This window comes from Paraburkholderia elongata, from assembly GCF_013177735.1.
GTDB classification, from domain to species: domain Bacteria; phylum Pseudomonadota; class Gammaproteobacteria; order Burkholderiales; family Burkholderiaceae; genus Paraburkholderia; species Paraburkholderia elongata.
On record NZ_WOEZ01000197.1, the window covers coordinates 1 to 12,401 of the forward strand.

General features: G+C 60.7%; 7 protein-coding genes and 3 pseudogenes. 4 read left to right on the forward strand and 6 right to left on the reverse strand.

The genetic code is table 11. From position 1 onward, the window contains the following. A pseudogene (locus GNZ13_RS35570) lies at positions 1-109 on the reverse strand (IS6 family transposase); the annotation flags it as partial. 544 nt (positions 110-653) lie between these two features. On the opposite strand from GNZ13_RS35570, the gene GNZ13_RS35575 reads away from it, so the two are divergent. The 4 genes and pseudogenes from GNZ13_RS35575 to GNZ13_RS35590 form a co-directional block, all read left to right on the forward strand. Next, the gene (locus tag GNZ13_RS35575; RefSeq protein WP_172173333.1) at positions 654-1,475 is read left to right on the forward strand and encodes a formate/nitrite transporter family protein; all 822 of its coding nucleotides are present in this window, start codon (positions 654-656) and stop codon (positions 1,473-1,475) included. Positions 1,476-1,493: 18 nt separating this feature from the next. Then, positions 1,494-1,758, forward strand: a pseudogene (locus GNZ13_RS35580) (transposase); the annotation flags it as partial. Between the two features lie 336 nt (positions 1,759-2,094). Further along, positions 2,095-3,198: an EAL domain-containing protein gene (locus GNZ13_RS35585; RefSeq protein ID WP_172173336.1), complete on the forward strand. Its 1,104-nt coding sequence runs from the start codon at positions 2,095-2,097 to the stop codon at positions 3,196-3,198. A gap of 610 nt (positions 3,199-3,808) precedes the next feature. Then, positions 3,809-4,123 (forward strand): annotated as a pseudogene (locus tag GNZ13_RS35590) (FAD-binding oxidoreductase); the annotation flags it as partial. Positions 4,124-4,381: 258 nt separating this feature from the next. Here the strand turns inward: GNZ13_RS35590 and GNZ13_RS35595 are convergent. From GNZ13_RS35595 to GNZ13_RS35615, 5 genes are all read right to left on the reverse strand, one after another. After that, positions 4,382-6,142: an efflux transporter outer membrane subunit gene (locus GNZ13_RS35595; protein ID WP_328807345.1), complete on the reverse strand. Its 1,761-nt coding sequence runs from the start codon at positions 6,140-6,142 to the stop codon at positions 4,382-4,384. 17 nt (positions 6,143-6,159) lie between these two features. Next, positions 6,160-9,264: an efflux RND transporter permease subunit gene (locus GNZ13_RS35600; protein ID WP_172173339.1), complete on the reverse strand. Its 3,105-nt coding sequence runs from the start codon at positions 9,262-9,264 to the stop codon at positions 6,160-6,162. Positions 9,265-9,280: 16 nt separating this feature from the next. After that, positions 9,281-10,555, reverse strand: coding sequence for an efflux RND transporter periplasmic adaptor subunit (locus GNZ13_RS35605; RefSeq protein ID WP_172173342.1), 1,275 nt, complete (start codon positions 10,553-10,555; stop codon positions 9,281-9,283). Between the two features lie 268 nt (positions 10,556-10,823). After that, a complete protein-coding gene (locus tag GNZ13_RS35610; RefSeq protein ID WP_172173345.1) occupies positions 10,824-12,218 on the reverse strand; it encodes a heavy metal sensor histidine kinase in 1,395 nt (464 codons plus the stop codon). Continuing rightward, positions 12,215-12,401: winged helix-turn-helix domain-containing protein (locus GNZ13_RS35615; protein WP_172173348.1), on the reverse strand; the 187-nt coding region annotated here is incomplete at its 5' end. The genes GNZ13_RS35610 and GNZ13_RS35615, both read right to left, overlap by 4 nt.

The window sequence follows — 12,401 nt, forward strand, 5'->3', positions numbered from 1 at the left end:
ACCAGCGTACGCACAGCAGAATCACGTCCAGTGGATGGTGCAGTCGCTTCAGCACCTTACCGATACTCGGTGGCAACGTCGTGCGCGCCGACTTCTTCGTTTTGGCCATCTTGTTCGTCATCCATGTTTGGACGCGAATCTTATCTCTGCGCCTTAATGCGACAAAACCTCCATTTGCCCACTGCGTTGAGCGAGGATGGCCTGCCGCTCGGTGTGCAACTGGTCGGGAAGCCGGGGACCGACAGGGAGTTAATTGGCTGGGCACTCGCTCTGCACAAGTTTGTCGATCGGCGAATCTGCGCCGAGCCGTAGGCGTTCGTCCGGAAAGGAGTCCTTGCCATCGCGTAAGTTTCTCGCCTTGCCGACAGACCTTATCGCGACACAACCAGCAAATCAGTCACGTGTGAGTGGCGCTGGAAAAATCGCTTCAAAGGCGATACGACGGGCGGTGCAAACATCGTCGTATCGCCCCATCTGTGCACTGCAGTCAGAAAGGGGTACAGAACTCGCCCGGTCGCGGGAGTACAGTTTTATTGAACGCCGAATACGGTCACTTGTTGATGAATATCGCGTTTTGTCGTCCTATCATATGCGCCAGTTTGACGCACCCCCTGAGCCGTTAGCGAAGAGGGGGGACCAACCCGGGAGCAATGATGTACGCAGACAGTATCGATAAATTCGCAAAAACCGGCGCACAAAGAGCGTCGGCTATTATGCGTTCGCCATTCGCCTTTGTAATTGGTGCCGCTATGGCTGGAGCCTATATCGGCTTTGGCGACATCCTTATGTTTTCGGTCGGCTCGCATGTCGATCCGGCTTACGTTCACCTGATCATGGGCGCCGTGTTTGCCTGCGCGCTGACCATCGTCGTGTTCGCGGGCTCGGATCTGTTCACCGGTACGGCCATGTACATGCCGCTCGCGATGTTGCGCGGTGAGACGGGTGTCGGCGGCATGGTGCTGGTGTGGGTGGTGTGCTGGGTCGGCAATCTGATCGGCGCAGTGGTGCTGGCTGCGATCCTGCATGCGGCTGGTGGGGGCGTGCTGCTCACCGACGGTTCTGAAGTGTTCTTCAAGGCGGTTGCGGCCAAGATGTCGGCGCCGGGTCTGGCACTGTTCTCCAAGGGCCTGCTGTGCAACTGGCTCGTGTGCCTCGCTATCTGGATGGCTGCGCGCACCAATAACGACGGTGCAAAACTGGGCCTGATCTTCTGGCCGGTGTTTGCGTTCGTCGCGAGTGGCTTCGAGCACAGCGTCGCGAACATGTTCGTGTTTGCCCTCGCGCTGATCAGCGAGCATCCGGAGAACATCACGCTGGCGGGTGCCATTCACAACGAAATTTTCGTTACGCTGGGCAACCTCGCCGGCGGCGGAATTTTCATGGCCCTCGGCTACTGGCTGCAGGAAGGCGGTATCGGCCATCCGTCGAAGTCGCGCCTGCCGGCTGCGGCTGCTGGCAACGCCAGTGCGAACTAAGCAGGTTCGTTAAACAGGTCGAGGCTGCGTGAAGCAGCGCCGCAGTGGCGTTTCTACCCGGTCGTTGAAGCACTGCAGGCGCTGCGCGGCGTCCAGTTCACCACCGCGATCGGCCTGATGGCAGAACTCGACGATCTGTCGCAGTTCGATCATCCGCGCCAGCTGATGGCGTGGCTCGGCGTCACACCGTCCGAACACTCGTCCGGCCATCCAGAAACGCCAAGACGGCCTGCCGAAGGCGGTCGTCGACCGCGCCCGGGATGCCCAACTGCGGTTATGCAAGCTAAAGTGAGTCAACGGGCGTTTTCCTTTAAATGACAAAAATGTAATCCACGCGCCTGGTTTGCGATATGCAGGAGCCGTTAGGCTGATGCAGCGCTCTGAGACATCGGTCCTGCAGCGTTGTTGCATTCCGGAGGTTGCTCGCTGACGCACAGACATCGAACCGCGTGCGCGATCTAATTGAAACCGCGACAACGAGAGACGGTTAAACATGGTTATGTTCGGGGGCGTCTGCGGGCCAATCCCAAGACGCTCGCGAGCGAGTTGGCAGAGCCGTCATTGGAGCGACGTAACTGGGCAAGAGCCTATAACGTGCGGAATTTGGGGGTTGCGGTAAATGACGGGGGTCATTGCAGTACTCAGCATCAAGATTGCCGAGAGCAGGTGGCTGTCCGAAATCTTCGGTGAGGAAGCCGCTCGCCACGCGCTGACCAATTTCGGCGAAGAAGCAACGGGTTTGCTAAGCCGTTTGCTGGCTCAGCATGAGGTGATTGACCGATATCGTGCTGATGCCGACGGACATTGGTCCGCATGTTTCCGCATCCTTTCAGATGGCTTGCCGCGAGATGGCAAGGATGTGGTCGAGACCCTGGAACAAGCTGGGCGCAATTTGATCCGCGAGCGGCTAATTGCTGTTTTTGGTGGCGGCACCGGCGCTCGAATCACCACCGACTTGTCGGTATTCCTTTCGTCGCCCGAAGTAGGCGAAGAAGATGCGAAGGCAAATTGGCTTCAATGGACGGAAGATCGGTTGAGGTCCCAGTCCCGACGTCAAGTTAAGGACCGGGCCGAATCCTCCGCCGGCGTGAAAGCGATTCTGGCTGAGCGCTCCATACAGACAGTGCTGCAGCCGATCGTGCGCATTAGAGACGGTGCAGTGATGGGTTTCGAAGAGCTTTCCCGAGGTCCGCGAGGGACATTTTTTGAACGTCCGGACTTGTTGTTTGATGCGGCCCATGCCGCCGGGCGCCTGGTGGAGATGGAACTGTTGTGCGCCGAGTTGGCTCTCGAGCGCACTAAAGGCAAACTGCCGCCCGGGAAGTTCCTGACCATCAATCTGGGCCCCGATGCCTTGGCCCCTGCCTCGGACAAGCTGGCGCTCGCCGGGAGGCAGGAGATCTTGTTTGAACTTACCGAGCACTTGCCGCTTAACGAGGCCGAGGGTTTGATCGATGCGGTTGGTCGCTTGCGTGCGATGGGCATCCGGTTGGCCTTAGATGATACCGGCTGCGGGTTCGTCGACTTCGGTACCGTTGGCTTGTTGAATCCTGAAATCGTCAAACTCTGCATCACGGTGATACGGACCGCCGATAAGGGCGCGTCATTTGCGGCCGCTATTCGCGGGTCAGCCGAACGGCTCTGCGAGCTTGGTTGCCAGGTGCTTGCCGAAGGCGTGGAAACGACAACCCAGCATGGCGCATTCGGGACATGGCCGAGATAGGCCGAGTGCCGTCGGCGACACGCCGAGCACGGCCACTTTCTGTCATTCGCCATCAAGACGGTTCAGCGGGTGCGCTTTTGCAATCGCTTGTTTGCTTAAACATCCAAAACAAAAAGACAAGCATTCAAGAAAATGTAGCGGATAGCCTGACGTCAGGGAAAGCGCCGTGCCGTGAAATCCATCGACAGACCGCCCCGGTAACTTGTGCAACGTGACTGCACAGGTGTGTTCAGCTCGCCGGACAGTTCACCGTTTTCACATGCATGTATTGGCAGGGATATGCGTTTGGCCGGCGCGGCGTTTCGTTGCGAGCGGAGGAGTAGGCTGCTCCATTCGGCGAATCTGCGCACCCTGAGATCGATGCGAGCAGAGCCGAGATGACAATCAGACGGTTTAATGTAGGTAGTCGCGATAACATCAATTGAACTCCAATGGACTGAGTTGACGGACCGCGTCGATTGTTTCCACTGTCGAAAAAGATCGACGATTCCGTTTTTTCCATTATTGCGTCGTACGCGTGAACCCGACATGGCCCGAAAATGACCTTTTGGTAATGTGTGACGTGACCTGACAGGCTGTTGAAAAACATCTTGCGGCCGTCGTCCGCAGAGGGGTAAACGCCATCGAATACGGCGACATGGTGCACAACGTCGTGTCCATTGACGCCATTCTCGCGGATGGCAGCGAGGCGCGCTTCGAGTCGTTGAAGAATCCTGCACACGGTGCGCGTCTCGAACAGATTCTCGAAGAGGTGAGCCGGATAGCGTCCCGCGAGCGGACGGAGATCGCCGAGCGCATGCCGAAAGTGCTGCGCCGCGTGGCGGGCTACAACATCGACTTGTTCGATTGCCAGAATCCGCGCGCCTATACGGATGACGGCACGGCGAATCTGGCGCATTTGCTGGTCGGCTCGGAGGGCACGCTGGTGGAATTCTCCGGCGACGACGAGCAATTTGTCTTGCCGCAACTGGGCACGGGTCGGCGCGGTCCGGCCCCAACGCTGGGGTTGCACAAGATCTTCAACTAGATCCTTCAGATGCTGTACATGGGCTGTCAGTGGAAGTCGCTGCCGATCGAAAAGAACGACGAAGGTCGTCCTGAACTTGTCGAATTTCGGACCGATCCGGCAGCACTTCGCAGTACTGCGACGCGAACACTTTAACGTGACAACGCCCCTCTGACTCTACGGCAGCCGTTCGACTCGAACGGAGATGATTATCAAAACCTCATATGGGCTCCGTGTGACGCGAGCAGGGTCCGCGGATACAAGCAGAGGGGCGATTTCACATGCATATTCTGATTGCGGCAGGGCACGCCGGCGTAGTCGACTACTGTGCCATCCGATGTCTGTCGGTTCGAGGTGAGATGGCGCGATTGCGACTGGGTCGCGCAACCGGCTAGCACGATCGCAAACGCAAAAATTGTACAAAGTCGTTTCATGATCTGTTTTATCGCGGTTGGTTTGGCGCGAATGTCGAGACGAGTGAATCGGACCGATTCCACCAGCCGCCGCCCACGGCCTGGAACAAGGCTGCCGTATCCGCCAGTCTGGCGGCCCTTGCCTGTATCGACGCAATGCGTGCCATTTGCCAGGTCTGCCCGCGGTCAGCACTGACAGATAAGACGCTTCGCCTGAGCGCAGCTTTTCACGTTCGATAGCCACACTGCGCGAGGCAGCCTGCTCCGCATTGACGGCCGCCTGCAACGTCTTCGCGTCCGCCTGCACGCTCTGCAATACATCGGCAACGTTCTGAAATGCGTTGATCACCGTCGAGCGGTATTGGGCGCTGGCCTGATCGAATGCCGCCTGCGCCGCGCGCTGGCGATGCAGCAGCGCTCCACCCTGGAAGATCGGTTGGGCGGCCTTCCCGACAATGGTGAAGAACTGGTTGTACGGCGTAAATGCGTTCGCGATGGCACTGGGCGAAGTTCCCAGGGCGGCTGTCAACGATATTTGTGGCAACCGATTGGCGATCGCGACGCCCACCTGCGCGCTAGCCGCATGCAACGCCGCAGCCGCCGCGAGAATGTCGGGCCGCTGCTCCACGAGGGTCGACGGCAGGCTCACGGGAAGGTCATCGGGCAGGTGCAACGAGGACAGGTCGAGATCGGCCGCGACATCTTCGCTCGGAAAGCCACCCATGAGCGCGATCAACGCGTCGCGCTGCAGCGCCAGTTGTTTCTCAAGCGGCGGTATCGCGACCTGCGACTGCGCAAGCACCGCTTGCTGTTGCAGGACGTCCGCCTCGGCAACTTCACCGAGCATGCTTTCGCGCCGAAGGATGTCGAGGAGTTCGACATTGGCCTTGGTCACCTCCTGCTGCGCAGCGATCTGCCCGCGCAGCGAAGCAACGTTGAACGCTGCAAGCGCGAGATTGCAGCTCAAGGTCAGATAGGCCGCTTCCAGTTCGAAACGCTGATTGTCGGCTTGCGCGGATACTGATTCGATCATGCGGCGATTCAAGCCGAATGCGTCGAGCGAATACGACACGGTCAGCTCGCCCGTGTAGAGCGAGTAAATGCGCTGGTTGTTTGCGGCGACGGGAGCAAGGCTCGCCGTGGACGTTTCGTTTCTACTGCCCGATGCGTCGACACCGATGCTCGGAAATAGCGTCCCCCTCTGGCTCAGCACGTTCTCACGGGCCACGGCAAGCGCAGACTGTGCGGCAGCGATGGTTGGGCTGGCCTTGAACGCGCGGTCGATCATCGCGTTGAGCTCCGGCGACTGGAACAGCGTCCACCATTGGCCCGGAATATCGCCGCCAACTGAGAATTGCTGCGCCCCTCCCACTGCGCCGGCGGCCGCCGCGGTCTTCGAGGGCAGCGGAGCATGCGTGTAACCCGCGCCGCTTGGGGCGGCCGGCTGCTTGAAGTCAGGACCTACCGCGCAGGCCGCCAGCAGTAGCGGCATCAACAGGGCGGATGAACGTTTTAGGGCAATCACGGTAAAGCATCCCTCCATCATTCTGCGAATTGCGTTTCGCGCTCGTGCACCTGGGCAAGACGCGACGTGTCTTTGCGGCGATCGAACCACGGATAAACGGTCGGCAGAACCAGCAGCGTTAGCAAGGTTGCCGACACAAGGCCACCGATAACGACAGTCGCAAGCGGACGCTGGACTTCCGCACCCGAGCTCATCGAGAACGCCATGGGCAGAAAGCCGAGGCTGGCTACGGTCGCCGTCATAAGCACGGGCCTCAGCCGGGTCGCGGCAGCCTGTTTCGCAGCCTTGGCGGCACTCAGGCCGCGGGCCCGCATCTCGACGATGCTGCTGACCAGCACGACGCCGTTGAGCACGGCAATACCGAAGAGCGCGATAAAGCCGACCGCAGCGGAAATACTGAACGGCAGCCCGCGTATCCAGAGGGCGAAAATGCCGCCGATCGCTGCGAACGGCACGTTGCAGAAGATGAGCGCTGCAAGGCTGGCATTGCCGAACATCAGGTAGAGCAGCGCAAAGATCACGACAAGCGAGATGGGCACCACGACGTAGAGTCGCGCCATCGCGTCCTGCAGGTTCTTGAAGCTGCCGCCCCACGACACGGTGTACCCTGGCGGGAACTTGACTTGCGTATCGACCGCGTGTTGTGCAGCGAGGACGAAGCCGGCGAGGTCGCGTCCGCGCACGTTGGCCTGAACGAGGATGACGCGCCTGCCTTCCTCGCGCTCGATGGTCGACGGTCCCGGCTCCATGCGAATGTCTGCCACCTCCGACAGCGGCACGGCACGGCCATCGCCATTGCTGATGCGTAGCGCGCTGATGCGCGTCACATCGTCGCGATCCTTCGGTTGCATGCGCACCCGGATATCGAACTGGCCTTCACCGTCGACAATCGTCCCGACATTGCGGCCGCCCAGCGACTGGACGAGATCGAGCACCTGGCTCGCATTCAGCCCGTACCGGGCCACCGCGTCTCGCTTGACGATGACACGCAGGTAAGGCTGGCCAATCGTCTGCTGCGCCTCGACGTCTGCCGCACCCGGCACCCGCGAGATCACGGCCGCAACCCGTTCGGCAGTATCGTGCAGCGTTTGCAGATCGTTGCCATGAATCTGCACGGCGACATCGGCCTGGACGCCCGCGATCATGTCGTCCATGCGCATCTGGATCGGTTGCGCCCAATCGAGCGTCAGGCCTGGGACTGCGCGATCCAGCGCCGCGGAGTACTCGGTGACGAGCCCGTCCTGGGTTTGCGCCGTGTTCCACTCGGACTGCGGCTTCAGCATGATGAAGGTGTCGCTTTGCTCCACGCCCATCGGGTCGGTTGGAATCTCCGAGCTGCCGCCGAGCGTGACAGCCGACTGCACTTCGGGAAAGCGCATCAGCGTGCGTTCGACCATGGTTTGCGCCTCGACCGCGGACGGCACGGAAATGCCGGGCAGCTTCGTCGTCGTGACGGTCAGCGCCCCTTCGTCCAGGCGCGGTAAAAATTCAGCGCCCAGCCTCGTGGCGGCGAAGGCCGCGACCGCGAGCAACGCGACGGCGAGCCCCATCGTTAGCGCAGGTTGTTGCGCGGCACGCGCGAGAATCGGCTCATAGCGCAGGCGCACCCAGTGAAGGATGCGGCTCTCACGCTCTGCGACCTTGCCGCGCAGCAACAGGCTCGCGAGCACCGGCATGACCGTCAGGGTGAGGACGAGCGACGCGAGCAGGGCGAAGATAACGGTCATCGCCATCGGCCGGAACATTTTGCCTTCAATGCCCTGAAGGCTCAGTATCGGAAGGTAGACGGCCGTGATGATGAGGACCGCGAACGTCACAGGCCGGGAGACTTCTTTTGCTGCCTCCAGCACGAGCGGGCGTAACGGCTGATTCGGCGCTTCGGCACGCCGCCGCACGACGTTTTCGATCATCACCACCGCACCGTCGACAAGCAGGCCGAAATCGATCGCGCCGAGACTCATCAGATTGCCCGACATTCCCGTACCGTACATGGCGATGACGGCGACGAGCATCGACAGCGGAATCGCCATTGCGACGATCAGGCCTGCGCGCGCATTCCCGAGCAGCAAAAGCAGCACCGCGATGACGAGCACGGCACCTTCGACCATGTTGTGAGCGACCGTATGCAGCACCCGGTCCATCAGGTCCGCGCGGTTATAGTACGGCGCAACCTCGACGCCGGGCGGCAGCGTCTGGTTGATTTCCCTGATCGCGTCCTGCACGCGCTGTGCGACGACACGCGTGTTTTGCCCGATGCCCATCAGCACGACGCCGACGACGGCTTCGCCTTTGCCGTCACGCGTGACCGCGCCGAGCCGAGGCATTGGCGCTTCGTCGACATGCGCCACGTCATGAACGTAAAGCGGCGCGCCGCCCGCAGCGGTACGCAGCACGATGCTGCCGATGTCGGTCGTGTTACGCAGCAACCCCTCGCCGCGGATGATCGATTCTCCGCCGTTGTGCTCGATTGTCGCGCCGCCTGTTGCGCCGTTGTTCATCTGCACGGCATTGAAGATGTCGCCGACCGACAGGCCGTAACGTGTGAGCGCATTGTCGTCGATCTGCACTTCGTACGTCTTCAGGAGGCCTCCGTTCACATTCACGTCGACCACGCCTTCCACCTGGCGCAGCCGTGGTGCGATCTGCCAGTCGAGCAGTGTGCGCAACGTCATTAGCGACTGCCCGTGGCCACGCACCTGAAACTGATAGATCTCGCTAAGGCCGTCCGACAGCGGCCCCATTTGCGGCGCGCTGGTGCCGGGTGGAAGCTGTATCGTCTGCAACCGCTCACCGATCAGATTGCGGTCGAGGTACAGATTCGTATCGTCGGCGAAGCGCACGTAGATCACGGAGAGACCGTAACGCGAGATCGAGCGCAGGCTTTGCATGCCTGGCAAGCCCTGCAGCGCGAGCTCGACAGGTGCCGTGATCGAGCGTTCGACATCAACGGGTGCGAGGCCGGGTGCCTGGGTCGTCACCAGCACCTGCTGCGGCGAGATGTCCGGCTCGGCATCGAAAGGCAACCGTTGCATGCTGTATAGCCCGGCGACAATCAGCACGGCAACGAGAATTAACACGGCGGCGCGATTTCGCAGTGCCGCCTCGACAAGTTTGGTAATCATGGCATGCGCTCGCGAATTAGCCTTCGTCGGGAATGGTGCCCTTCATGAGCGCAGCCTTCAGCCAGTAGCTGCCGTCGGCGACGACGGACGTGCCGGCCGGGAGGCCACTGAGAATCTGTGTCATGCCGTCGGCGGCGTAGCCGGTGCGAACGGCGCGCCACGTGAAACGGCCGTTTCCGGAAGGGATGAATACGGCTGTCTGTCCATTCACATCCTGGAGCGCCGCGTCGGGCACAAGCATCGTGTCCCGACCGAGCGACGCCTGGATATCGACCGTGCCGAACATATTTGCGCGGAGTGCGCCGTCGCCGTTAGGCAACTCGCAGCGGACCGCTACGGTGCCGGTGTTGGTGTCGACCTGGTCGGCAACATCGATGACGCGGCCGGTGAACTCTCGATCGCTATACGCATCAATGTGCACAAGCACTGTCTGACCTGGGTGTACTTCTGCGGCATCGCGCTCAGGGACGTTGGCTTGCACCCACATTGTCGAAAGATCGGCGAGTGTCAGAATCGGCGACGAAGGGTCGACGATGTTGCCGGCGGCCGTGCCCACGCTGCTGATGACACCGTCGAACGGCGCGACGAGCGCACCCAGCGAATCGCCCGGGCTCAGTCGGGCTAGCGTGGCTGTTTCATTGCTTCGACCCGCCGGGGCGCCGATCGGCATCAGGCGCTGCTGCATGCCCTGCCACTTCTGCAGGTCTGCTTGCCGCGACTTCAGCATGGCCTGTGCATTGACCGCAGCAGCACGGCGGCGGTCGAGCTCGCTCTGCGCGATACCGCCTCCAGTGACGAGCTCGGTGCCGCGCTGCAGTGCTGCATCGGCCGCATCGGCTGCAGCCTTCGCGTCCGCCACCGCGGCGGACGCACTTGCGACCTGACTACGCACGTCGCTCAAGTCGAACTCGTCCAGCGTGGCGAGCCGTTGTCCCGCGCGTACATGGTCGCCCGCGGCGACATCGACAGCAACGATCCTTGCCTTTGAAGGAGAGCCTAGCTGCGCGAGCCGCTTCGCGTTGAATGCGACAAGGCCGGTAGCGGTAATGGTGTGCACACCGGGCCGAAGCTGCGCTTTCGCGAACTGCAACTTGACGTTCGCGAGCGCCTCGGGCGACAGGTTAACGGTATTGGGCAGCGGCGGAGCCTGATCGACAGCCGTAGCTGGCAGCGCTGACTCGGTAGCCGCGGGGGAAGTCCGCGAGTGAAGGGAAAGCAGGGCACCGCAAAGAACGAGGATGCCCGCTCCCCCGACAGACAGCTGCAGACGCTTGCGATAGCGAATGTTCACGAAAGCTCTCGATGGTTGAACAAACCTTGGGACGCTGAGGTATGGCGACGGCTTCCCTCAGTGCTGGAGAGCGTATTGTCGTGTTGCGCGTCTGATTACGATGTGGCGGGAAGATGTCATTTCGGACATCTTGGGAAGGCACGCGCAAAATGTGCGGTTGGCTTGCCGGCGGAAGGCGGACGTGGGCGCGCCATCTTGCGCGAATCAGCTAACGGAACGCTGCGAGAAAGGGATGACGCGTGATTGCGCTGAACGGCGACTCAGGATGTCACGCACTAGCGGAAGGAAAGTAAAGCGTGAAGGTCGTCAAGCCGGCGCGGCTCACGACATCGACTCGGCCACGATGCAACTCCATGATCGATCGTACGATGGCGAGGCCCAGCCCCATGTTTTTCGCCGACCCTTGCCGCGCAGAATTGACACGATAAAAACGGTCGAAGATCTTGCCAATATGCTCCGCCGGAATGGTTTGGCCGTTGTTCGTGACTTCAACGGCGACGTAGTCGCCAGAGCGGTAGGCGCGCAGCGCGATCTCCGATTCGGCGTCAGCATGCGCAAGCGCGTTCGATACCAGGTTGCTGAGGGCGCGTCGAAGCATCGACGGATCGGCGCGAACCTGGATTGCGCCGTCGATGGCGAAATGGACGCCATTGTTTTCGGCCACTCCTTCAAAGTATGAGGTGAGCCTTGCGAACTCTTCATGGCAATCGAGTACGCCCAGCCGAAGCAGTTCCTTTGAGTGGTCCGCTCGCGCGAGGAACAGCATGGTCTCGATCATCCGTTGAAGGCGCTGGCATTCTTCGATGTTCGAGTCGATAAGCGCTTCGTATTCCTCGGTGGATCGCTTACGTGAAAGAGTGATTTCCGATGCGCTGATCATGTTGGCGAGCGGCGTGCGCATGTCGTGCGCCAGATCGGACGAGAACTGCGAGAGTCGCTCAAATGCACGTTGAAGCCTGTCGAGCATCCGGTTCACTGGACCCGCGATGTCATGGAGTTCGACGGGACCACCGCCTATATCGAGGCGCTCGCCAAGATTGTGGGCTTCGATGCGCGAAATTCGTTGGCCGATGGTTTTGACCGGCGACAATCCCCGCTTTGCGATGGCGTAGCCAAGTAGACCCATCAGCGCGGAACCACCGAGGAGCACGAGCCATACATCGCCTTGATAGTCGCGAAGGACGGAGTCGCGCGTCGCCGCTTCATGTGCGAGCAGCACGCGTATCGATTCACCTGAACGCAGCGTTTCGTCGCCGAATACGCAGCGCGAAGGCCCGATGGACGGGGGAGAGCATGAATAAGGCTGTTGTTCTGCCGGATTGCCCGACCCAATCGACCGCAAGCGCTGGTCCCGCCGGCCCGAGTCGGCCAATACCCTTCCTTGACTATCCAGTATGGCGAATGAGATTGCGGGATGCGCGAGCAATTCCTCTCGAAACAGGTCGCTATTGCTGCCAATCGCCTCCGCCGAGCCGTATCTGCGAGCTGCCGCCAGAAACTCGTCGAGCTTGACCGAAATCTCGCTGTCGTCGCGTTGCCTGAGTTGGCTGGAGAGCGAATGATAGAGGAGGCCGCCGGCCATCGAGAGCACCAATATGGCGACGATAGTAAACGCGAGACTCAGACGCCTGAGCAGCGAGTACGCTCCATCCACGGCAGTCATGGTCGCTCTTCCATCACATAGCCCATGCCACGGACCGTATGGATTAGTTTCTTCTCGAATGGGTTGTCGATCTTTGTGCGCAGACGTTTGACAGCCACTTCAACAACGTTCGTATCGCTGTCAAAGTTCATGTCCCAGACCTGTGACGTGACGATTGCGCGCGTGACCACTTCGCCCTGCCTC

Excerpts from the sequence above, each read along its gene's own strand:
- GNZ13_RS35575 (WP_172173333.1), top strand. The coding sequence starts at position 654 with ATGTACGCAGACAGTATCGATAAATTCGCAAAAACCGGCGCACAAAGA.
- GNZ13_RS35585 (WP_172173336.1), top strand. The coding sequence starts at position 2,095 with ATGACGGGGGTCATTGCAGTACTCAGCATCAAGATTGCCGAGAGCAGG.
- GNZ13_RS35600 (WP_172173339.1), bottom strand. The coding sequence starts at position 9,264 with ATGATTACCAAACTTGTCGAGGCGGCACTGCGAAATCGCGCCGCCGTG.
- GNZ13_RS35610 (WP_172173345.1), bottom strand. The coding sequence starts at position 12,218 with ATGACTGCCGTGGATGGAGCGTACTCGCTGCTCAGGCGTCTGAGTCTC.